This window comes from Arthrobacter sp. NamB2 (assembly GCF_005281365.1).
In the GTDB taxonomy this organism is placed as follows: domain Bacteria; phylum Actinomycetota; class Actinomycetes; order Actinomycetales; family Micrococcaceae; genus Arthrobacter_D.
In genome coordinates, this window is the sequence record NZ_SZWI01000006.1 from 13,324 (window position 1) to 36,545 (window position 23,222).

Consider the following 23,222-nt stretch of genomic DNA (forward strand, 5'->3'; position numbering starts at 1 on the left):
GACGCACCAGGTCTCAGGAGGCGCGGACGTGCTACTTGATGCGCGGCTCCGCATCGGGTGCGTACTCGGCGAGGGCCGGAAGCGCCCTGCCCTGGAAATCGAACATCGCCTGGTTCTCCCACGCGTTGCCGCTCGCCGGATCGGCCGGGTCCCAGCCATTACCCTCGACGGCGGTCCAGGCGGGTTCCCAGCTCACTACGCCGATGCCACGACCGCCGGGAGCGGAGGCGACGACGTCCTGTACCGCCCGGAAGTTCGCTGCCTGGCCCTCCGGCGTCGCCGGGTAGCCCGGCACCAGTTCGGATTCGAGGTCGATGACGTTCTCCCAGGGATCCACGGTGTTGTCCGCCAAAGTGAAGGGGTAGGAGTTCTCGACCACGAGCACGTCGCGGTCGTACCTCGACGAGAGGGTGGTGATCGCGTTCTGCAGGTCGGCCATCGAGCCGTGCCAGTAGCCGTAGTAGGACAGGCCGATGGTGTCGAACTGCACGTTCCGTGCGGTGATCTCGTCGAACCACCAGGTGAGCCCGCCGATGCCGTTGTTGATGTTCGTCAGGTGCAGGATGACGTCGGTGTCGGCGCTGACGTCCTTGACGGCACGGGAACCCGCGGAGAGGAACATCGCAAGGTTGTCCCACTGCGCGCCGTCCACCCCGTCGCCCGGAACGACGTCCCAGGTCTGACCGAGGGGCCACAGCATGCCCGGGTTGATCTCGTTGCCCACCTGCACCGCGTCCGCCGTCGCACCCGCGTCCTTCAGTGCGGTGAGTACCTCGTGCGTGTGCTGGTACAGGGCGTCGGCCACGGCTTCGGGACCGAGGCCGACCCATGCCGCGGGCATCCCCTGCGCGCCGGGGTCGGTCCACCGGTCGCTGTAGTGGAAGTCGACGAGCACCTCCATGCCCGCAGCCTTCGCACGCTTAGCCGTCGCGACCACCTGGTCCGTCGTGTTGTAGCCGTCCGCGGGATCCACCCACACCTTGAGGCGCACCATGGTGGCGCCGGCGTCGGCGAAGGCCTGCACGGCATCGGCGGGCCGCCCGGCGGCGTCGAAGTACGCCGCCCCGTTGTCCTCGTTCTTCAGCAGGTTGGACAGGTCGGCACCGCGGACGGTGCGGGAGACGCTGCCGGGCGCCAGGGTCACGTCATCGACGACCACCCAGTCGCCGGCCGTGCCGCGCGTCTCGATGACGACCTCGCAGGAGCCTTTGGTGACATAGGCGTCCGCGGCGATGGTCAGCCACGCCCCGTCCTGGGCCGTCGACGGGATGACCGTCTCACCGTCGGTCCCGCAGTTGCGCAGGCCGATGCGCGATGCACCCAGCGAGCCCTCCGACTTCACGCGGGCGGACACCGTCCACCAGCCCGGTGCCAGCGCGCCGGTCTTCTGGCGGGCGGTGGCGGTGCCGTCCTCGGCGAGCCGCTGCGTGAGGTGCGTGCCGCCGGCGTCGCTCCCGACGACGGTGGAGCGCGGATTGCCCGTGGTCTTCCAACCCTCCAGTCCCGCGTCGAAGCCCGGATTGATGATGCCACCCGGAGCGGGTGCTGGTGCGGCCACGGCCGGTGCCAGCCCTGCGGGCAGGGCGACGGCGGCCAGGACTGCGGCGGCCAGGGCCCTTCCCTTGTGGCGTCGTCCGCCCCGTGTTCGCGGTGCTGCGTGCAGTGTTCTCATGCGTCCTCCTTGACGTAGGTCCCCAGCCGGGGTTGTGCGGGTACTGCTGTTACGCGCCCTGCCGGATGGCGGGGTAGATCAGGCGCCGACGGCGGTCTCGATGATCGCCGAGGCGCCTGCGGGGAGCCTGTCGCCGGCCGAGACGTCACGACCGCTCACGAGCTCCGTTCCTCCGACGGGCAGCGCGGCGTCCCCGTCGGTGTGGTTGAGGACGAACGTGAAGACCGACGTCGCGGATGTCCTGCGGACGGTCTCGACGCCCGCCTCCGACGGGCCGTCGGGGATGCCGGCTGCGGCGAGGGCCTCGCCCAGCAGCGCATCGAGTGCTGACGCCTCCGGCCGCGTGGAGACGTACCACGCCGCCCCCTTGCCGAAGGCGTTCACGGTCACGGCCGGCTTGCCTGCGGTGGGACCCGAGGCGTAGCGGGTGTGGTGCTGGGCGCCGTCCAGCTCGAGTTCCTCGGCCCAGACGTCCGCCGTCGAGCCGTCGTCGAGGGCCACGGTCTCGTGCTCACGAAGCGGCAGCCATTCGGCCACCGTCAGTCCCAGCACGTTCCGCAGCTGCCCGGGGTAGCCTCCGGCAGGCACGGCGTCGTGATCGTCAACCACGCCCGAGAAGAAGGAGACGACGAGGTTGCCGCCCTCCGCGACGTAGGCCTCCAGGTTCAGGCGCGCAGTGGCCGACACCGCGTAGAGCGCGGGGGCGAGCACGAGGTCGTAGGCGCCCAGATCCTGCTCCGGGTGTGCGAAGTCCACGGTCACGCCCCGCCGCCACAGGGCGGTGTAGTAGGCCTCGATGCGCTCGCGGTGGTCGAGGTCCACGGACGGCCGCCACTCGAGGTCCTGCGCCCAGAAGGACTCGGTGTCCCACAGGATCGCTACCCGTGCGGTGACGGTCGATCCACGCACGGCGCCCGCCCTGCCGAGGGTGTGTCCGAGCTCGGTCACCTCCCGGAAGATGCGCGACTCCGTGCCCTGGTGCGGAACCATGGCGGAGTGGAACTTCTCGGCACCGAACCGCGAGGCCCTGAACTGGAAGAACATGACGGCATCGGCTCCACGCGCCACGTGGCTGAGGCTGTTGCGCAGCATCTCGCCGGGCCGCTTGGCGATGTTGCGCGGCTGCCAGTTCACCGCCGAGGTCGAGTGCTCCATGAGCATCCACGGTTTCCCACCGGCGAGTGACCGCGTGAAGTCGGCGTCGAGCGCCAGGAGCACGTGGTTGTCCTCCCGCTCGGCCGTCAGGTAGTGGTCGTTGGCGACGACGTCGACCTCGCGGGCCCACGACCAGTAGTCGAGCGAGGGGCAACTGGTGGCCATGAAGTTGGTGGTGACGGGCAGGTCCGGCGTGTACTGCCGGATGGTGTCGCGCTCGAGGACGTAGCACTCGAGGAGGGAATCGGAGGTGAACCGCTTGAAGTCGAGCCGGTGCGCCGGGTTGACCACCGTGGCACTCAGCCGGGGCGCGTCGATCTCGTCCCATTCACCGTAGCGCTGCCCCCAGAAGGTGGTGCCCCAAGCGTTGTTGAGCGCCTCGAGCGTGCCGTAGCGATGCTCGAGCCAGGCGCGGAAAGCCCGCACGGAGTGCTCGGAATAGCACTCGCTGATCGGGGCGCCGTACTCGTTGTGCACGTGCCACATGCGCAGTGCCGGATGGGCGGCGTACCGGCGGGCCAGCTCCGCGGTGATGCGGGCAGCGTGGTGGCGGTACTCGGGAGAACTGGGGGACGCCATGCCACGGGACCCGTGGCCGAGCGTCACGCCCTCGCGGGTCACCGGCCGGGCCTGCGGGTACTTCTTCCAGAACCAGGCCGGCGGTGCGGCGGTGGGCGTACCGAGGTCGACGTCGATGCCGGCCGAGGCGAGCAGGTCCATGATGTCGTCGAGGAAGGTGAAGTCGAACTCGCCGTCACGAGGTTCCAGCAGGGCCCAGGAGAAGATGCCGATGCTCACGAGGTTGATCCCGGTCTGCTGCATCAGCGCGATGTCCTCGAGCCACACGTGCCGAGGCCACTGCTCGGGATTGTAGTCACCGCCGTAGCGCAGCTGCTGGGTTCCGCCGGGCCAGGACCGGCTTGCGGGAGCGGTGGCGGTGTCCGGAACGGCGGTGCCCGCGAGGGCGCCCCGGGTGGTGACCTCGGAGTGGTCAAGCGACATGGAAAATCCCCTTCGACTGTGTGCGCTCCCAGTTGTAGCACGGGCAGGGCGACCAGCGATAGCTCACGCAAACCATCTTGACAGCGCTCCGAGCCCTATGCGGTACTGGAACCGCTCACAGTCTGGCGCCGTACTCGTTCGAGGGGCGTACTGGATTGCTTTCGACAAGGAGGACGAAATGCGTTCAATTCTTCGCGTCGGTGCCATGGCTACCGTCGTTGCAACTGCCCTGCTCACCGCGGGATGCTCCAGCCCTGCTGGAAACGAGTCCGCCGCTGAAGGCCCCGTGGAGCTCAGCTTCTGGGCCTGGGCCCCCAACATCGAGAAGGTGGTGGAGATGTGGAACGAGGAGAACCCGGACATCAAGGTCACCGTCAGCAAGCAGGACGGCGGAGATCCCGCGATCACGAAGCTCCTCACCGCCATCAACGCCGGCAGCGGCGCTCCCGACCTGATCCAGGCGGAGTACCAGAAGATCCCCACGCTGGTGGCATCCGACGCGCTCGCCGACATCTCGGAGCAGGCGGGTGACCTCGAGGAGAAGTTCCCCGAAGGAGTCTGGTCCTCGGTCACGCTCGGCGGGGACGCCCTGTACGCCGTCCCGCAGGACTCCGGCCCGATGATGTTCTACTACCGCGCGGACGTCTTCGAGGAGCTCGGTCTCGAGGTGCCCACCACCTGGGAGGAGTACGCCGACGTCGCGCGTGCCGTCCACGCGTCCGATCCGAAGCGCTACCTCGGCACGTTCTCCGCCAACGACGCCGGCTGGTTCGCCGGCATGGCGCAGCAGGCCGGCACGTCCTGGTGGAGCATCGACGGCGACTCCTGGGGTGTCGACATCGACAGCGAGGCCACCGAGAAAGTCGCCTCCTTCTGGGGCGGACTCGTCGAGGAGGGCGCCATCGACAACAAGCCGATGTACACGCCGGAGTGGAATTCAGGGCTCAACGACGGCAGCCAGGTCGGCTGGCTCAGCGCCGTGTGGGCTCCGGGCGTCCTGTCCGGCAACGCGGCCGAGACCGCCGGCCTCTGGAAGGCCGCCCCGATGCCACAGTGGGAGGGTGAGGAGGCCACGGGTAACTGGGGCGGTTCCTCGACGGCCGTCACCACCCAGAGCAAGCACGCCGACGCAGCGGCCGAGTTCGCCACGTGGATGAACACGGATCCCGAAGCCGTCCAGGCCCTCGTCACGGAATCCGGCATCTACCCCGCTGCCACCGAGGAAGCCGAAGCGTCACTGACATCGGCGCCGGAGTTCTTCAGCAACCAGCCCGATTTCTACGACGTCGCGGCGGACGTCGCGCAGACGGTCAGCCCGTTCACCTACGGGCCCAACGTCAACGTCGCGTTCAGTGCCTACAACGACGAGTTCGCTAAGGCGGCAGACGCGAAGACGGAATCCGCCTTCGTGGACGCCCTCAAGGCCATGCAGGAGATCACCGTCGCCGATCTCGAGGACAACGGCTTCAACGTCAAGTAGCCGTACCAGTACCAGCGGTCCCGCCGCCGGCCGTGGAGGCCGGCGGCGGGGCCGACGTTCGAAGGGGAACACCGTGAGCGTTCAGCCAGCAGTATCCGGGAGCACCAGCGCCCGCACCGACAGGGGTGTGGACAAGAGCGGCACCACGCCGCCGGGCAGGGCATCCGGTCGTGGCGCCGGTCGCAGCGCAGGTCACCGCTCGCACCGCTTCAGGTCGCGGGTCGTGACGCCGTACCTGATGCTCGCTCCGGGCATCCTCCTGTTCGCCGTCTTCATGGCGGCGCCCATCTTCTACACGCTGTACCTCAGCTTCCAGCGCGTCGAGGTGTCCGGGCTCGGGCTCGGCTCGGGCGCCCGGAAGCAGGTCTTCGCAGGCCTGGACAACTACGTCGCGGCCCTGGGGGACCCGGAGTTCGGTGCGAGTGTCGGCCGGGTGCTGATGTACGGGGCCATCCTGATCCCCTGCATGCTGGGGCTCGCACTCCTGTTCGCCCTGCTGCTCGACTCCCGCAGGTCCAGGGCCACGACCTTCACGCGGGTATCGATCTTCCTGCCGTACGCGGTGCCCGCCGTCATCAGTTCGCTGCTCTGGGGTTTCCTGTACCTGCCGTCCGTGAGTCCCCTCTACTACGTGACGGAACGGCTCGGCATCGACATGCCGCAGATCCTCTCGTCGCAGCTCATCATGTTCGGCATCGCGAACATCGCGCTGTGGGGAGGCGTGGGCTTCAACATGATCGTCATCTACACCTCGCTCAAGGCCGTCCCGACCGACATCTACGAGGCGGCCAGGCTCGACGGCGCCACCGAGATGCAGATAGCCCTCCGCATCAAGATCCCGATCGTGATGCCGTCCCTCATCATGACCGCGCTGTTCTCCATCGTGGCGACGCTCCAGGTCTTCGCCGAGCCCACGACGCTGCGCCCGCTGACCAACACGCTCTCCACCAGCTGGACCCCGCTGATGAAGGTCTACCGCGACGCCTTCACGCGCGACGACATCTACTCGGCCGCGGCGAGCTCGATCGTCATCGCCGCCGCGACCCTCCTGATCTCCTTCGTATTCCTCCGCGTGGTCCAGAAGCGCGCATTCGGACAGGAAGACTGACATGGCCGCCATTGACTCCACGCTCACCCCATCTCTGAAGAACCGCCGCGACAGCGTCCACGGGCACGAGAAGCCCAGCGCCGTCGCCACGGCCCTGCTGCTCCTCGGGGCGCTCTACTGCCTGCTCCCGGTGCTGTGGGTGCTCATGGCCTCCACCAAGGATGGTTCCGAGCTCTTCTCGACGTTCACCTTCGCGCCGAGCACCCACCTGTTCGACAACATCGCCGAACTGAGCGGCTACCGCGACGGGCTCTTCTGGCGCTGGATGGCGAACACGGCGCTCTACGCCGGGGCGGGCGCCATCGCCTCCACCTTCGTGTCCGCGCTGTCCGGCTACGTCCTCGCGAAGTTCGCCTTTCCCGGCAAGGGCGCAGTGTTCAACATCCTGCTGATGGGTGTGCTGGTGCCCGGCGTCATCCTCGCCATCCCCCAGTACTTCCTCATGGCACAGCTCGGACTGACGAACACCTACTGGGCCGTGTTCCTCCCGCAGATCATCAGCCCCTACGGGATCTACCTGGCGCGCATCTACGCGGCGGCCGCGGTCCCGACCGACGTGGTCGAGGCCGCCCGGACGGACGGGTCGAGCGAGCTGGGCATCTTCGCCCGCATCGCGATGCCCATGATGCTCCCGGGCCTGGTGACCATCTTCCTGTTCCAGTTCGTGGCCATCTGGAACAACTTCATGCTTCCGTACATCATGCTCGGTGACGATTCCCTGTTCCCGATCACGGTGGGACTCAACGGGCTGCTGAACCAGGGTGCCTCGGCCCCTGCGCTCTACACACTCGTGGTGACGGGAGCGCTGCTGTCCATCCTGCCGCTGATCCTCATGTTCCTGCTGCTGCAGAGGTTCTGGCGCGTGGACCTTGCTGCGGGAGCGGTGAAGGCCTGATCGGGCTGGAGGATACGCTATGTCCGTGACCAGCGCCCGGGGCTCGAAGCGGCCCACCATCGACGACGTCGCCAGGACGGCCGGCGTCTCGCGGGGCACTGTGTCGCGGGTCCTCAACGGCGGGCACTGGGTCAGCCCGGATGCGCTGAGCGCGGTCGAACTGGCCATCAAGAAGACCGGTTACCGGATCAACCCGCACGCCCGCAGCCTGGCGACGAGCAAGGCCAATACGGTTGCGTTCCTGCTCAGCGAGACCCAGGAGCGGCTCTTCGAGGACCCGAACTTCTCCATCCTCATGCGGGGGGCCTCCGAGGCGCTGGGTGACCACGACGTCTCCCTCGTCCTCATCATGGCCGGCACGAAGGACGAGCAGCGGCGTGCCCGGGAGTTCATCACCGCTGGCCACGTGGACGGGGTCCTCCTCGTCTCGTCGCACGCGCGCGGGCAGTCGATCGTGGGGGAGATCCACCGGTCCGGCGTCCCGATGATCGCGTGCGGCATTCCGCTGGGGTACGAAGGGAAGATCGGCTACGTAGCGGCCGACGACGCCGCGGGAGCGCGCGAGATGGTGGCCTACCTGCGCGGCCTGGGCCGCACCAGGATCGCGACCATCACCGGTCCCATGGACACCTCGGGCGGCGTGGGACGGCTCCGCGGGTACCGCGAGGAGATGGGCGACGACTTCGACGAGAGGCTGACGGCGCCGGGTGACTACAGCAGGGAGAGCGGGCGGGACGCCATGCGGCAGCTCCTGGTGCAGGCGCCGGACCTGGACGCCGTCTTCGCGGCCAACGACCTCATGGCAGCGGGAGCGCTTGATGTCCTTCGCACGGCGGGCAAGCGGGTCCCGGAGGACGTCGCAGTAGCGGGCTTCGACGATTCTCCCGTCGCGACGGCGACCGACCCGGCCCTCACCACGATGCGCCAGCCCTTCGCCCGCATCAGTCACGAGATGGTCCGCATCCTGCTCGGTGTGATCCGAGGCGAGGATCCTGCCTCGATCATCCTGCCCACGCGCCTGGTCGGGCGGGCATCGACGGGCCATACGGCGAACCCGTCCTAGAGCGGCAAGCGTTTTCCCAAAAGCATTGATTAGTTGTCACGCGCACCGTTAGGCTGACGGGACGTCGCTGCTGATCTGCTCCGGACGCCGCCGTACCCGGCATCCGGAAGTGCAGTCGATCCCGCTCACCGTTTTCAATGACGAAACGAGAAGGTACCTCCCCATGCCCCGATCCGGTCTCCAACGCGCCCTTTTCACCTCCCCGCTTTTGGCCGGGGTCACGATCCTCGGTCTCTCCGTCGCCGGGACACCCGCCCTCGCGCTCGATCCACCGCCTCCACCCGCCGCCGCTGAAGCCACGTCGTCGCTTCCCGTTCCGACGAACCTGCGCATGGCACGCGTGACGGAGACGTCCGTGATGCTGCGCTGGAACGAGGTCCGGGGCGCCACCGGCTACGTCATCTCGAGGGCGGATTCGGTGGGTGGCGACTACGTGCAGGTCGCGGAGACCGGCGGCGACGTCTTCGCCACGGATCCGTCCGTCGACACCTCGACGCCGCACTTCTACCGTGTCCAGGCACGTGGAACGGACGGCATCACCGCTCCGTCCGCCGCGACCGCGTCGAGCTTCTACAACAACCCGCCCGCGCTGCCCGACGGCGGATTGCTCACGTTCGACCTCGGATCCGGTGCGCTGGCGCCGGGCGCCGCGCGGTTGGACCCATCGTCCGCCTATGGCGCCACTTTGCGGGCGGGATTCGTCGATCCCTCGAAGGTCACGGCCACCGACCGCGGGACGCCGGACGCCACGCGCTCCGACTTCGTGACGGTCGGCGACACCGAACTCGTCGTCGATCTCCCCAACGGCGACTACACCGTGGGCCTCACGGCCGGCGACGCCGCGGGCGCGACGGACATCGCGATCGTCGCCGAGCAGATGACCAAGGTGCAGCCCACCACGCGGACGGCCGGTCAGTACCTCGAGATGTCCTTCGACATCGCCGTCGTCGACGGCCAGCTCAACCTCGACTTCGCCGGGGCGGCGGCCAACCTGAACGCGCTGACCATCAAGCGCCGGGCGGACCGTGCCCAGGCACCGACGCCGACGGTCTGGGTCACGGGTGACTCGACGGTGCAGACGTACCGGTCGGATGTCGCGCCGCAGGCGGGCTGGGGGCAGATGATCGACCGCTACCTCGACGACGACGTCGCCGTGGACAACCGGGCGATCGGCGGCCGCAGTTCCAAGAACTTCATCAGCCAGGGCCGCCTCGACGAGGTGCTGCGCGGCATCAAGCCGGGGGACTACCTGTTCGTGCAGTTCGGCCACAACGACAACAGCTACGGCGTCGACGACCGCTTCGCCGCCCCCGCCGACTACTACGAGTACCTCCGGACGTACGTGGACGGCGCGCGACAGCGCGGTGCGACGCCCGTGCTCGTCACCCCGGTGTCCCGGCGGGCGTTCGGGCCCGACGGCAAGGCCGTGGTGTCCTTCCCCGCCTACGTCGAGGCCGTGCAGAAGCTGGCCGCGGAGACCGGGACGCCGATCGTCGACCTTGCGGCATCGAGCCGCGCCTACCTCGACGAGATCGGTGCGGAGGCGGCCAAGTCGGTCTACCTCCACGTCCCGGCCGGCGTGTACCCGAGCAGGCCCACGGGCACGGTGGATGACACCCACTTCCAGGAGTACGGCGCCATCCAGATGGCCCGCCTGGTGGCCGACGGCGTCGCGGGGCTCGACATCCCGCTGGCCGCCGCGGTCGAGGAAGCCGAACCGCCGGCAGCAGTGCCGGCGGCTCCGGCCGGGGTCGTCGTCGCGAGCGTCTCCAACTCAACCGCGCAGCTCACCTGGGGCGCCGTCGAGGGCGCGGACATCTACCGCGTGTTCCGGAGGGACGCGGGGACGGGGGACGAAGCGTACGCCCTCGTGGCGACCTCGACCCTTCCGCAGGCGGCCGTGCCGGGCCTGGCTGAAGGCAGGGAGTACGACGTGCGCGTCGTCGCCGTCAACGGGCGGGGGGAGTCGGCGCCGTCCGCGGCCGTGCGCGTCGCCACGAAGTCGCCCCTGTACCGCTTCGACGTCCAGCAGGCCGGATCGCCGGTGATGCCCGGCTACACCGAGGTCAACCAGACGAGCGCCTACTCGGCGCAGCGCGGCTGGGGTTTCCTCAACACCACGGGACTGGCCGGTCGGGATCGCGGGATAGCGTTCACGCCGCCGCCCACGGACCTCGAGCGCGACTTCCTGCTGCCGACGCCGAGCCACGACTTCGCCGTCGACGTACCGAACGGCTCCTACGCCGTGAAGACGTACAGCGGTGACTGGATCGGCACGAGCCGCTCCAATGTGCAGCTCGAGGGCAAGGACTTCGGATCGGCCAACGCCGGCCGTGCCGCCGTCGCACAGAAGACCAGCGAGCCCGTCCTCGTCACCGACGGCCAGCTCAACCTCGTCATGACGGGGACGTCGTCGCGCCTCAACGGCATCGAGATCACGCCGCTGCAGCTGGCGCCGTCGGACCTCGCGCTGAAGGACCTCAGCATCGACGGGGCCGGTGTCGCCGTGTCCCTCACCTGGCAGGCGGCCGAGGGAGCCGCGGGCTACCGCGTGTACCGCACGGCGTCCGGCTCCACCGCGCGGGTCGCGATCGGCGACACGAAGGACTCCGCGTTCACGGACACGACGGCGGACGTCGGGCTCGAGTACACCTACACCGTCGTCGCCCTCGCTGCGGGCGGCACCGAGTCCGTCGCGTCGAACGCGCTGGTGCTCACCACGGTGGATCCGGACGTCCCGACGGCTCCCGCGCCGACCGGGCTCACACTCGGCGCCGTCAACAAGAACGACGTCACGATCAGCTGGACGCCGTCGGACGGAGCCCTGTTCTACCAGGTGTACCGCGCCGAGCCGAAGGCCGACGGCACGCTCGGCGACTTCGAAGCCGTGGGCCGGGCCGACAGCGCGAGCTACACGGACCGCGATGTCCTCACGACCATCGAGTACACGTATGCGGTCGCTGCCGTGAACGCTGGCGGCGCCTCCGAGCGGTCCTCGACGATCACCTCCCCGGCGGCCACCACGCTGCAGCGCCAGGCCGAGCGGCTGGACCGGGCGCCCGTGGCGGTGCAGGGCGAGGGCGGCGTCTACGTGGGGTGGCGCATGCTCGGCCTGGACGACGACGGCATCGCCTTCCACGTCTACCGCGACGGCGAGCGCGTCACGGATTCCCCCGTCACCGAGAGCACGAACCTGCTCGATGCCGAGGGCTCGGCCCAATCGGTGTACCGCGTGAGCTCCGTCGTCGACGGCGTCGAGCGCTGGGCCACCGAGGACTTCACGGTCTGGGACCAGCAGTACCTCGACGTCCCGATCCAGAAGCCGGCCGACGCCGTCACCAAGGACGGCCAGCCTTACTCCTACAAGGCCGGTGATGCCTCCGTGGGCGACGTCGACGGCGACGGCGAGTACGAGGTCATCCTCAAGTGGGATCCCACCAACAGCCGCGACAACTCGCAGGCCGGCTACACCGGGACCGTCTACATCGATGCCTACAAGCTCGACGGAACGCGCCTGTGGCGTATCGACCTCGGGAAGAACATCCGGGCCGGCGCGCACTACACGCAGTTCCAGGTCTTCGACCTCGACGGCAACGGGAAGGCCGAGGTCACCCTGAAGACCGCCGACGGCACCGTGGACGGCGCGGGCACCGTGATCGGCGACCCTGCGGCCGACCACCGGAACTCCTCCGGCCACGTCCTCAGCGGCCCCGAGTACCTCACGGTGTTCGACGGCGCGACGGGCGCGGCGGTCGACACGATCGACTACATCCCGGCCCGCGGCGACGTCGGATCGTGGGGCGACACCTATGGCAACCGCGTGGACCGCTTCCTGGCCGGCGTGGCCTACCTCGACGGCGAGAAGCCGAGCGTCGTCTTCAGCCGCGGCTACTACACCCGCGCCGTGATCGCCGCCTTCGACTTCGACGGCACCGACCTCACCTCGCGCTGGACGTTCGACTCCGACGAGTCGGGCAGCCAGTACCGGGGACAGGGCAACCACGAGTTCTCGGTGGCGGACGTCGACGGGGACCAGAAGGACGAGATCGTCTTCGGGTCCATGACCATCGACGACGACGGCGAGGCGCTGTACACCACGGGCCTCGGCCACGGCGACGCCCTGCACGTCTCCGACTTCGACCCGACCAACCCGGGTCTCGAGGTCTTCGCGGCGCACGAGGACATGAACTCCTCCGGCAACCGCGGTGCGACCTACCGCGACGCCGCGACGGGTGAGATCCTCTGGTCCATCCCTGCCGCCCGCGACACCGGCCGTGCCGCCATGGCTGACATCGATCCGAACCACCCCGGCGCGGAGGGCTGGGCGATCGGCGGGGACGCCGCCTACAACTCGCCGGTCGGTCAGCTCCGCTCGTCCTCCGGCGAACTGCTGTCGGAGAAGATCCCGGCGGCGAACTTCGTCACCTGGTGGGACGGCGACCTGCTGCGCGAGATCACGGACAACGACTACGATGCGGCGGCGGCCGCCGGAGTCCCGACCATCTCGAAGTGGAACCCTGCCACCCAGGAGTCCGAGGAGATCTACCGGGCTGAGGGCACGCTGAGCAACAACACCACGAAGGCGAACCCGGCCCTGCAGGCGGACCTCTTCGGTGACTGGCGCGAGGAGATCATGACGCGCACCGACGATTCGTCCGCACTGCGCATCGCGACGACGGTCGACGTCACCGATCACCGCATCAGGACGCTGCAGTCGGATCCGGTGTACCGGCTGGGCGTGGCGTGGCAGAACACCGCGTACAACCAGCCGCCCCACACCTCCTACTTCCTCGGGAAGGACATGCAGCAGCCTGCGGCGCCGAGCATCTCCTACACGGGCGAGGACACGGGGCCGGGCGAACTCCTGAATCCGGAGCCGTCCTTCGTGCCGGGCCCCGCGGGAGCGAAGGACCTCAAGGACGCCACCCGCGTCGACCTCGGTCTCGCGGGTGAGAAGTTCGGCCGCGGGCCCAGCGAGGTGACACTGGAGAACCTCGAAGCGGGCCAGTGGTACTACGTGTACCTCAACGGCTCGGGGCTCGGCTGGCGGCAGGCGTCCGACGACGGCGAGGTCACCGTGACCACGCCCGCGGACACCCGCCCGGGCAACAACAAGGTCGTCGTGTACTCCGGCGACGGTGCACTCCACGGCTGGGAGGCGCTCCGGGTCACCGGTAGCTGACGGCGAGCACAACGGACACCGCAGGGGCCCGGACGGTGGACGTCCGGGCCCCTGCCCTGTCCGCCGGCGGGTCAGGACTGCTCAGGGCCCTTGCTAAGCTCTCGACGGAACGATCACGACTTCGAGGGAGCAGGCAGTGGCTGAGGGTGCGCGTACGGACGTCGACGGGCTCGAGAGACCGAAGTGGAGGATCGTCGGACCAGGGCTGCTGGCAGCGGCGACCGGCGTCGGCGCCGGCGACCTCGTTGCCACCCTGATAGCCGGCAGCCAGTACGGGTACGCACTCCTGTGGGCCGCGGTGATCGGCTGCGTCCTCAAGATCATCCTCGTCGAGGGAGTGGGTCGCTGGTACCTCGCCACGGGAAAGACCATCTTCCAGGGCTGGCGGACCCTCGGCGTCTGGACCAGCTGGTACTTCGGCCCGTACATCGTCATCTGGGGTTTCGTGTACGGCGCGACCGCGATGAGCTCCACGGCGTTGCCACTCCAGGCACTCTTCCCCGCGATCCCGCTCAACGTCTTCGCGGTGGCCTCGGGGCTGATCGGCCTCGCCCTGGTCTGGTTCGGCCGGTACGGCCTCTTCGAGAAGATCATGACCGTGATGATCGCCATCATGTTCATCTCGGTGGTCGGTTCCGCCGTCCTCGCCCTGCCGAACATCCCGTCGATGCTCACCGGGCTGGTACCCACCCTCCCTGCCGGCTCCGTCTTCTACGTGCTGGGACTCGCGGGTGGCGTCGGGGGCACCATCACCCTCGCGGCCTACGGGTACTGGCTGAGGGAGAAAGGATGGAACCGGCCCAGGTGGATGAACGTCATGCGGGTGGACAACACGGTGGCCTACACCGTGACCGGCATCTTCGTGGTCTGCATGCTCATCCTGGGCGCCGAGCTGCTCTACTCCGCGAACATCTCGCTCCAGACGGGTGACCGCGGCCTGCTCGACATGGGCGAAGTGCTCGAGGACCGTTACGGGGTCGTCTGGGCGAAGGTCTTCCTGGTGGGTTTCTGGGCGTCGTCGTTCTCCTCGCTGCTGGGCGTGTGGCACGGCGTCAGCCTCATGTTCGCCGACTTCTGGGCGAACTTCCGCAAGAAGGCGGATGACCTCTCCGACGACGACGCTCCGGGCGCCACCAGCAAGCCGGCACGTGCGTACATGCTGTGGCTGACCGTTCCGCCGATGCTGCTGCTGCTCATCGGACGGCCCTTCTTCCTGATCCTTCTCTACGGGGTCCTCGGCTCCCTCTTCATGCCGTTCCTGGCCATCACGCTCCTGGTCCTCCTGAACAGCACCCGGCTCGCGAAGGAGTGGCGGAACAAGTGGCTGTCGAACGTGTTCCTCACGGTCACGACCATCGTGTTCCTCGTCCTCGGCGCGAACGAACTCGTCAAGGCGGTCTCCGGAGGCTGACCCGCGGCGGGGTGCATGCCAGACTGGGACCATGCTCGTAGCCTTCAGCGTCGCCCCGTCCGGAACGTCCGACTTCTCCCGCGAGAACCCCGACGGGTCCGTGCACGACGCCGTGGCCGCCGCAGTCGCCGTCGTCCGTGAATCCGGGCTGCCGAACCACACCGACTCGATGTTCACCACCATCGAGGGGGACTGGGACGAGGTGATGGCCGTGGTCAAGAACGCGACGGAGGCAGTGGGCCGCTACGGCAGCCGCGTCTCCCTCGTGCTGAAGGCGGACATCCGCCCGGGCCGCACGGGCGAGCTGACCGGCAAGGTCGAGCGGCTCGAGGCGGCGCTCACCGAGCAGGAACAGTTCGAGGGCCACTCCTGATGCGACAGCCGGCCACTCCGTAGCCTCAGGACACTAAACTGGAGTAGTGACACAGCCCTTGCTGACGCTGCCCTACCTGATCCGACCGGCCACTGTGGACGACGCCGAGGCGTATGCCCGCACGCACGTCGCAGCCCTGCACGAGACGTACGAGCACATCATGCCGCCGGAGTATCACGAGTACTACGACGCCGAGCTGCCCGCCATGATCGAACGGCGGCGCGCGGCCTTCGAGGAAGCGGAGCGGACGCCGGGGAGCGCGCGGAGCTGGCTGGCATACGACGACGCCGGAGAGCCGGTCGCCATCGCGACCTCCGGCCCGGGGCGGGACGAGGACAGGCCCGACTTCGAGCTGCACCACATCTACACCCTGCGGTCCACGCATGGAACGGGTCTCGGACAACGGCTGCTCGACACCGCCATCGGGACCCGCGCGGCCTATCTGTGGATCCTCGACGACAACCCGCGGGCCGAGCGCTTCTACCTCCGCAACGGCTTCGTGCCGGACGGCACCAGGATGCTCTGCGGACCCACGTGGCACCACAAGCCGATGTTCCGCATGCACCGGGCCGACCAGCCGGGCTGAAGGCGGCCGGGCTCCGGGCGGTATCACACCGCGCCGTCCACCTCGTCGCGCAGGAGGAGGCCCCACCCCCGACACCACGTGGCAGGTGGGAACCTGAAGCCGCGATACTTGAAGGGTCCACTTACCACACCGGGTCCTGACAAGGGCCGGGCGCGGTGCGGGACGGCGGGAGTGCCTGGTTCCCGTGCGGATCACGACATGAAGAGGCTTTCCTGATGGCGAAGACCGCCGGTGCGCGCCCGGAGATCGGCGAGTTCCCCATCGATACCGGAACGTGCGAGCTCGAACCGGACCCGTACAACGCGAACGGCTGGGTGTTGCGCATCAACGGAGTGCCCAGCTCGCACATCGACCTCGCCGACCCGCTCCGGCTCGACTTCGAGTACATGCGGTGGATCGCTTCCCTCGTCGACTCCCGCTGGGCGGCGTCCGAGAGGCTCCGCGTCCTGCACCTCGGCGGAGGGGCCTGCTCGCTCGCCCGCCGTTTCGCATCCTCCCACCCGCAGGCACGCCAGGTCGTCGTCGAGCTGGACGGACGGCTTGCGGAGCTGGTGCGTGAATGGTTCGACCTCCCGCGGGCGCCCCTCGTCCGCATCCGCGTCGGGGAGGCGCGAGCCGTGACGGAATCGCTCAGTGAGCAGAGCCGTGACCTCGTCATCCGTGACGTCTTCGCGGGCAGCATCACTCCCGAGCCGCTCACCACGCTGGAGTTCACGCAGGCCGCCAAGCGTGTGCTCGCCGCTGACGGCGTCTACGTGGTCAACTGCGGGGACAGCCCGAACCTGGCGATGGCCAAACGCGAAGCGGCCACCATCGGAGAGGCGTTCGACCATACCGTCGTCATCGCCGATCCCGCCATGCTCAAGGGCAGGCGCTATGGCAACGTGATCATCGCTGGGAGTGACGCTCCGCTGGCCGAGGACCCGGGGCTGGCACGCGAACTGCTCGGCGGTGGCGTTCCGGCGCAGATCTGGCAGGACGCCCGGGTGAGGTCCTTCGCGGCCGGGGCACGCATCCTCACGGACTGACCAGGCGCAGCGGGCCCGGTGGTGGCTGACGACGGGCAAGGCCGAGTCGCCCAGGGCCGCCCGGCCGGGGAGCAACGGGCACGGGCGGGCCGTCGCTCAACGCCGCGGCCGACGCTGGCGACCCGGGCAGGGCCTGAGGGGACGGCACTCGCGAGCCCGAGGTGTCCGAAGCGTCAACCCGGCCAAGGATGAACGGAGGCCCCGGGCACCCCGAACAGCCCGGCACTAGGCTGGCAGCGTGGAAGTGGGACTGCTGGGAATCATCGGGATCGCCGTCCTCGTGGCGGTCGCCGTCCTCTCCAGGCGCGTGGGTGTGGCAGCCCCGCTCATCCTGGTGGTCGTCGGGATCGGCCTGTCCTTCGTGCCCGGGGTCCCCAGTTTCAGCATCCCGGACGAGTGGATCCTCACGGGCATCCTGCCACCCCTGCTCTACGCCGCGGCGATCAAGACGCCCGTGACGGACTTCCGACGCAACCTGACGCCGATCGTCAGTCTCTCCGTGGCGCTCGTCGTGGTCTCGGCGCTCGCTACGGGGTTGCTCCTGCATGTGCTCCTGCCAGGGTTGGGCCTCCCCGCGGCGATCGCGCTGGGTGCTGTCATCAGTCCGCCCGACGCCGTAGCGGCCACCTCGATCGGGCGGCGGCTCGGTCTGCCGCCGCGCCTGCTCACGGTGCTCGAGGGGGAGGGCCTGGTCAATGACGCCACGGCGCTCGTTCTCCTGCGCAGCGCCATCGCGGCATCAGCGGGGGCGCTGTCCGGCGTCGGCTCGGCCGTGGCGGACTTCGCGTTCGCCGTGGTCGTGGCGGTCCTGGTGGGATACGTGGTCGGCGTGGTGACTGTCCTCGTCCGCGCGAAGCTCGACGATCCCGTGCTGGACACCGCCATATCGCTGGCGGTCCCGTTCGTCGCCTTCATCCCCGCCGAGGAACTCGGCGCCTCGGGTGTGCTGGCGGTGGTCGTGGCAGGTATCTACACGGGCCACCGGAGCGCGAGCCACCTCGACGCACGCGCCCGGATCAGCGACAACGTGAACTGGCGCACGGTGCAGTTCCTCCTCGAGAACGGCGTCTTCCTGCTGATCGGACTCGAGGTCCGGAGCCTGCTGCAGAACATCGACGAATCGCTGCTGACGGTCGGGCAGACGGTGCAGATCGGTCTCCTGGCCACCCTCGTGCTGATCCTCATCAGGTTCGTCTGGGTGTTCCCCCTCGTGCTGCTGATGCGGCGGCTGCCGAGCCGGGCCGAGCGGCGGACCTTCCAGCTTCGTCGGGGCCTGGCCAGGCTCAGGCAGCAGGAGCACCTCGATGGTCGGCAGGAGCGCCGCAAGCGGGCCCTGACCAGGCTGTACGCGCGGCGCCAGGCTGACCTCGACCTCGAACGGCGCGAGGGATTCGGCTGGAAGGGCGCCACTGTCCTCGGGTGGTCCGGCATGCGCGGGGTGGTGACGCTCGCTGCGGCGCAATCCCTTCCGTCGTCGTTCGCCTATCGGGAGCAGCTGGTGCTGATCGCCTTCACCGTCGCCGTCGCCACCCTGCTGGTGCAGGGCAGCACCCTGCCCGCCCTCATCCGGGTGCTGAGGATCGAGGGCATCGATGTGGGTACCGACCGTGAGGAATCCGCGACCCTCTTCGACGAACTGCGGAGGGAGGGCCTGCGTGTCCTGGAGGACCCGCAGGCCGTCGTGGGGGAGGACGTCCCTGTGGACGACGACGTGCTGGACCGCGTGCGGATGGAAACGGGTATGCGGAGCGAGGTCGAGTGGGAGAAGGCCCGTCTGTCGGAACAGAAGCTCGTGCGCTCGCCCCACCGCCAGTACCGCGACCTCCGGCTCGCCGTGCTCGAGGCGGAGCGGCAGGCACTACTGGCAGCCAGGGCCCGCGGAACCTATTCCTCGCGGGTGCTCGCACGGGCCCAGCGCATCCTCGACGTCGAGGAGACGCGCCTGCGGCCACGGAGCGGCTAGCACGGCGCAGGTCCTTCCGGTGGCGCTGCCTCGTCAGATTCCGAGGAGCTCCTCGATGGGCCCGATGCCGAAGAAGACCACGAAGGCCGCCGCGACAGCCCACATCAGCGGGTGGACTTCCCGGCCGCGCCCCTGGATGGCGCGGATGAGGACGAAGGCGACGAACCCGGCGCCGAGCCCGTTCGCGATCGAGTAGGTGAACGGCATCAGGGTGAAGGTGAGGAAGGCCGGGATGGCGATGCCCCAGTCGTCGAAGTCGATGCGGCCCACCTGCGCGACCATCATGAAGCCCACCACCACGAGTGCGGGCGCCACCGCTTCGAACGGTACGAGGCTGATCAGCGGCGTGAAGAACATCGCGAGCAGGAACAGCAGGCCCGTGACGACGTTCGCGAGGCCGGTCCGTGCGCCTTCCCCGATGCCGGCGCCGGACTCGACGTAGATCTGGTTCGACGACACGGATCCAGCGCCACCGGCCACGGCGCCGAGGGCGTCGATCACCAGCACACGGTTGACGCCCGGGATGTTGCCCTTGGCGTCGACGAGCTTCGCCTCGTTCGCGAGACCCACCATCGTGCCCATGGCGTCGAAGAAGATGCTGAGGAGGATCGTGAAGGTCAGCAGGATGGCGGCGGTGCCGCCGAGGTGTCCGAAAGCGCCGAAGAGGCTGACGTTCCCCACGAGGCTGAGGTCGGGAACGCCCACCCACGAGCCGGTCGGCAGTTCGGGGACCACGAGGGACCACCCGGCCGGATTCGGCTCCTGGCCGGGAGAGACGCTGGCGCCCACATTGAATACGGCTTCGAGGACGACGGCGAGGACCGTCGCTGCCAGCACGCCGATGAGGATGGCGCCGCGCACCCTGCGGACCACGAGCGCGATGGTCAGGATCAGGCCGAACACGAAGACCAGGGTGGGCCACCCGATCAGGACGCCGCCGAACCCCAGTCCCACGGGCACGGTGGTGTTGGCGACGTCGGGCACGCGCCGCACGAAGCCCGCGTTGACCAGGCCGATCAGGGCGATGAACAGGCCGATGCCGACCACGATCGCCGTCTTCAGGCTCTCCGGCACGGCATTGAACACCGCCGTACGGAAGCCCGTCAGCACGAGGACGAGCATGGTGAGGCCCGCAAGCATGACCAGGCCCATGATGTCCGGCCAGGTGAGGCCCGGATTGGTGGCCACGGTGATCGCGACGAACGCGTTGACGCCGAGCCCCGTGGCCAGCGCGAACGGGTACTTCGCCCAGGCGCCCATCACGATGGTGAGGATGCCCGCCACCAGGGCGGTCACGGCGGCCACGCGCTCGAATCCCAGTTCGGCTCCGGAGGAATCTGCACCCGCGAGGATGAGCGGGTTGAGCACCACGATGTAGCTCATGGCGAAGAAGGTGGCGAGTCCACCGCGGATCTCCCGGGAGAACGTCGACCCCCGCTTCGTGACGTCGAAGTAGCGATCCAGCACGGAACCAGTTTTGAGCATGGGGGATCCTAGGGCGAAGGGACGGGGAGCGACCGCAGAAATTCTATCCCGGCGCTCGTGCGGGGCTCCGTTCATGACGAACCCGGGCAGGCGCATGCCCGAACGAGTGCCAGCATCTGGTCAGTGTTGCAACGTAGGGTTGGACCATGGCTGCCCTTCCGACCCTGCCCGAACAGCATCCGATGAGCGTGCGTAGCGACCGCCGTCGTCCCGCCCCTTCCGTTGCCACGATCGTCTCCGCCGTGCTGCTGACGCTCGCCGTGCTCCTCGGCGCGGGCGGAGCGGCGAGTGCGCACGACGAACTGGTCGGCAGCACTCCTGCCGAGGGCGCCACCCTGGATGTGCTGCCGCCTGCGCTGGAGCTGAGTTTCTCGAACGTTCCCTCGGGGATCGGCGCCCAGGTGCAGGTTCTCGACGAGGCCGGTGTGGACTGGGCCGACGGCCCGGTAGCGATCGTCGATCGCACCGCCAGCCAGCCGCTGAGGGCCGGTGCCCCCGCCGGCGAATATACGGTGAACTGGCGCGTCGTGAGCTCGGACTCGCACCCCATCGAGGGCACCTTCGCCTTCAGGACCCAGCAGGGCACGACGACGGTCCCGGACTCGGCGACCACCGCCGGTCCGCTGGACGCCCAGGAGGACCCGGCCAACGAGACGCAGACGGCCGGGGTGAGTGACTTCCCGTGGAGTGTCGTGCTGATGATCGCAGCCCTGATCGCCATCGCCGTCGCCCTTGCGGTGACCGCCCGGAAGCGGCTCGGCGCGAACAAGTAGGGCGGATCGCCGTGCGGCGAGGATGACGCTGTCGTACGAGCAAGTACCGCAGACGGCCTGCCGAGCGCAGGAGCGGTCAGGCGCCCAGGGGCGAGATGGCTGCCCGAGGCGGGGCTATGCGGTTGAGCGCCGCCGGACCCTGGGTCACGATGGCGTCGCTGACGAGTTTCGCCTGGCGGACGATCTCGCGCGTGGTGGGCGTCAGCAGTTCGCCGACGCCGACGAGGTGGAGGCCGATGGCGCGGAGGGCCGCCTTGAAATCGCGTCCGATCGCGATGCCCATCGAGTTGAGGAACCTGCGCAACTCGTTCTGCGGGTACTTGGTGAGCACCACATGATCGGCGAGCAGCACGCCGTCTGCCGTCTGGACCGCCCACTTCTTGCGGCCCACGGGCGCCGAGAGGAGCTTGGGGTGCCCGATGATGCTGAGGTGTTCCGCCACGGTGCTCTGCCGCACGTCGAGTTGGTGGGAGGCGGCATAACCGCGCAGGAGGCGCATGAGCTCGGTGCGCTCGGAGAGGGAGACGGAGTCGGTCATCACGGTGCGCATGGCTCCGGAGTCGAAGCACTCGAGGCTCTCGACGACGATCGAGTCGATGCCGCGGCGGCTGAGTTCGCTGGCGACGGCGAGACCGGACAACCCCGAACCGATGACCACCGTGCTCGTATGCTCTGCTGACGCGGGTAGCGCAGACGCAGAGCGGGCCGGGTCGAGCGGCAAGGAATCCACCGAGTTACCTCCACACGAAGCATTGGTCCCGTACGGCCCGGCGCCTCTTCCGGGCCGTACGGACTCTTGGCTGCGAACGGGTCAGCCAAGAGCACTACGCATAGGGGTATTCCGGCCATCAGGCCGGGCCCCCGCAACGGTTCATCGAAGCCTATATAACTTTTCAGACCGTGGATAGACCGATGCACAGGAGTGCGCTACAAATGGGGAACCGGCCGCTCCAGGCGGGAACAACACGCGACCGAGGGGAGATCTGCCGTGAGCAGCGAGCACGCAGAGGGATTGTCGCAGCACGGGATCGTGGTGGGCGTCGACGGCTCCGACCAGAGTACGTGTGCCCTGTTGTGGGCCGCGAGGGAGGCCGAACGGCGCGGGGCGCCGCTGTACGTCGTGACGGCGTACACCGTGCCCGTCTTCGCGGCCTCGAGCATGGATGCCGGCTATGCGACGGTCGACGACGACGTCATCAGGGAGAGCGCCCAGGCCGTCCTGAACGAGTCGCTGTCGCACCTCGAGGGCATCAGTGTCGATGTGCACCCCAGGATCGAGACGGGCGATGCAGCAGGTGTGCTGCTCGATCTGTCCGAGGAAGCCGAGTTGATGGTTGTCGGGTCGCGTGGTCGCGGCGGTTTCGTGGGCCGGCTGCTGGGCTCGGTCAGCAGCGCCTTGCCGGCGCATTCCAAGTGCCCGACGGCAGTCATCCCGGTGTGCACGGGCGCGCGCCTCGGGCATCCCGAGCTCGGTGGCAAGCCGGGCAGGGAGAGGCCGTCTGCGACGGTGGAACCTGTCGTGGTGGTCGGCGTGGACGGCTCGGAACAGGCCCGGATGGCGTCGCTCGCTGCAGCGGAGGAGGCGCGTTCGAGGGGACTGGCGCTCAGGGTCATCTGCTCCGTCGCCCCCTTCAACGGCTCGCTGGCGTGGGTGCCGGCACCTGTCGACCGTGAGGCGCTGCACGCCGATCTCGCCCTCCAGCTCGCGGCCGGCCGGGACTGGCTCAAGAGCCACTTCCCCGACGTCGACATCTGGGTGGACCTCGTGGACGGCCCTCCCGCGGAAGTCCTCATCGAGGCATCGGCGACATCCGAGCTGCTGGTCGTAGGAACCAGGGGCCGCGGAGGCTTCGCCGGGATGCTCATGGGTTCCACGAGCCAGGGCGTCCTGCACCATGCGCGAGGGCCGGTGCTCGTCGTACCGGACAAGCCGGATCCTCGGCTCGACGACCGGAAGTCCTTCGGCCCGATGATCGCTCCCGTGCGCTAGCCGAGTTCCCCGGGGCTCGTTGCACGTCGTCGGTCGCCGCCGAAGCCACTGTCAAC

The 23,222-nt window shown here is 68.8% G+C and carries 16 protein-coding genes; 12 read left to right on the forward strand and 4 right to left on the reverse strand.

Annotated features, from left to right (window positions below):
* Positions 1-31: 31 nt before the first annotated feature.
* Both FDK12_RS11180 and FDK12_RS11185 read right to left on the reverse strand, forming a co-directional pair.
* Entirely contained in the window at positions 32-1,672 is a 1,641-nt protein-coding gene (locus FDK12_RS11180; protein WP_137369655.1) for an arabinogalactan endo-beta-1,4-galactanase, read from the reverse strand.
* A 78-nt stretch (positions 1,673-1,750) separates the two neighbouring features.
* The gene (locus FDK12_RS11185) at positions 1,751-3,829 is read right to left on the reverse strand and encodes a beta-galactosidase (protein WP_137369656.1); all 2,079 of its coding nucleotides are present in this window, start codon (positions 3,827-3,829) and stop codon (positions 1,751-1,753) included.
* 178 nt (positions 3,830-4,007) lie between these two features.
* On the opposite strand from FDK12_RS11185, the gene FDK12_RS11190 reads away from it, so the two are divergent.
* From FDK12_RS11190 to FDK12_RS11235, 10 genes are all read left to right on the forward strand, one after another.
* Positions 4,008-5,309 (forward strand): ABC transporter substrate-binding protein, encoded by a 1,302-nt coding sequence (locus FDK12_RS11190; RefSeq protein ID WP_137369657.1) that lies wholly within the window; start codon positions 4,008-4,010, stop codon positions 5,307-5,309.
* A 238-nt stretch (positions 5,310-5,547) separates the two neighbouring features.
* The gene (locus FDK12_RS11195; protein WP_137369830.1) at positions 5,548-6,417 is read left to right on the forward strand and encodes a carbohydrate ABC transporter permease; all 870 of its coding nucleotides are present in this window, start codon (positions 5,548-5,550) and stop codon (positions 6,415-6,417) included.
* Position 6,418: 1 nt separating this feature from the next.
* Complete coding sequence (locus FDK12_RS11200; protein WP_137369658.1) at positions 6,419-7,312, forward strand: carbohydrate ABC transporter permease; 894 nt, start codon at positions 6,419-6,421, stop codon at positions 7,310-7,312.
* Positions 7,313-7,331: 19 nt separating this feature from the next.
* A complete protein-coding gene (locus FDK12_RS11205; protein ID WP_137369659.1) occupies positions 7,332-8,375 on the forward strand; it encodes a LacI family DNA-binding transcriptional regulator in 1,044 nt (347 codons plus the stop codon).
* 163 nt (positions 8,376-8,538) lie between these two features.
* On the forward strand, positions 8,539-13,557 hold the full coding sequence (locus FDK12_RS15420; RefSeq protein ID WP_317616735.1) for a fibronectin type III domain-containing protein: 5,019 nt from the start codon (positions 8,539-8,541) through the stop codon (positions 13,555-13,557).
* Positions 13,558-13,693: 136 nt separating this feature from the next.
* Positions 13,694-14,968: an Nramp family divalent metal transporter gene (locus FDK12_RS11215; RefSeq protein WP_223263241.1), complete on the forward strand. Its 1,275-nt coding sequence runs from the start codon at positions 13,694-13,696 to the stop codon at positions 14,966-14,968.
* A gap of 31 nt (positions 14,969-14,999) precedes the next feature.
* The gene (locus FDK12_RS11220; protein ID WP_137369661.1) at positions 15,000-15,341 is read left to right on the forward strand and encodes an MTH1187 family thiamine-binding protein; all 342 of its coding nucleotides are present in this window, start codon (positions 15,000-15,002) and stop codon (positions 15,339-15,341) included.
* 46 nt (positions 15,342-15,387) lie between these two features.
* Positions 15,388-15,927: a GNAT family N-acetyltransferase gene (locus tag FDK12_RS11225; RefSeq protein ID WP_223263242.1), complete on the forward strand. Its 540-nt coding sequence runs from the start codon at positions 15,388-15,390 to the stop codon at positions 15,925-15,927.
* Positions 15,928-16,142: 215 nt separating this feature from the next.
* The gene (locus tag FDK12_RS11230; RefSeq protein WP_137369662.1) at positions 16,143-16,955 is read left to right on the forward strand and encodes a spermidine synthase; all 813 of its coding nucleotides are present in this window, start codon (positions 16,143-16,145) and stop codon (positions 16,953-16,955) included.
* 238 nt (positions 16,956-17,193) lie between these two features.
* Positions 17,194-18,918, forward strand: coding sequence for a cation:proton antiporter (locus FDK12_RS11235; protein ID WP_137369663.1), 1,725 nt, complete (start codon positions 17,194-17,196; stop codon positions 18,916-18,918).
* A 33-nt stretch (positions 18,919-18,951) separates the two neighbouring features.
* Here FDK12_RS11235 and FDK12_RS11240 read toward each other — a convergent pair whose 3' ends face one another.
* Positions 18,952-20,403: an NCS2 family permease gene (locus FDK12_RS11240; RefSeq protein WP_137369664.1), complete on the reverse strand. Its 1,452-nt coding sequence runs from the start codon at positions 20,401-20,403 to the stop codon at positions 18,952-18,954.
* A gap of 146 nt (positions 20,404-20,549) precedes the next feature.
* Here FDK12_RS11240 and FDK12_RS11245 point away from each other — a divergent pair, with 146 nt between their 5' ends.
* On the forward strand, positions 20,550-21,176 hold the full coding sequence (locus FDK12_RS11245) for a copper resistance protein CopC (protein ID WP_223263243.1): 627 nt from the start codon (positions 20,550-20,552) through the stop codon (positions 21,174-21,176).
* A gap of 76 nt (positions 21,177-21,252) precedes the next feature.
* On the opposite strand, the gene FDK12_RS11250 is transcribed toward FDK12_RS11245, so the two are convergent.
* A complete protein-coding gene (locus FDK12_RS11250) occupies positions 21,253-21,906 on the reverse strand; it encodes an FAD-dependent monooxygenase (RefSeq protein ID WP_223263244.1) in 654 nt (217 codons plus the stop codon).
* 258 nt (positions 21,907-22,164) lie between these two features.
* On the opposite strand from FDK12_RS11250, the gene FDK12_RS11255 reads away from it, so the two are divergent.
* Complete coding sequence (locus FDK12_RS11255) at positions 22,165-23,166, forward strand: universal stress protein (RefSeq protein ID WP_137369665.1); 1,002 nt, start codon at positions 22,165-22,167, stop codon at positions 23,164-23,166.
* The last annotated feature ends 56 nt before the right edge of the window (positions 23,167-23,222 follow it).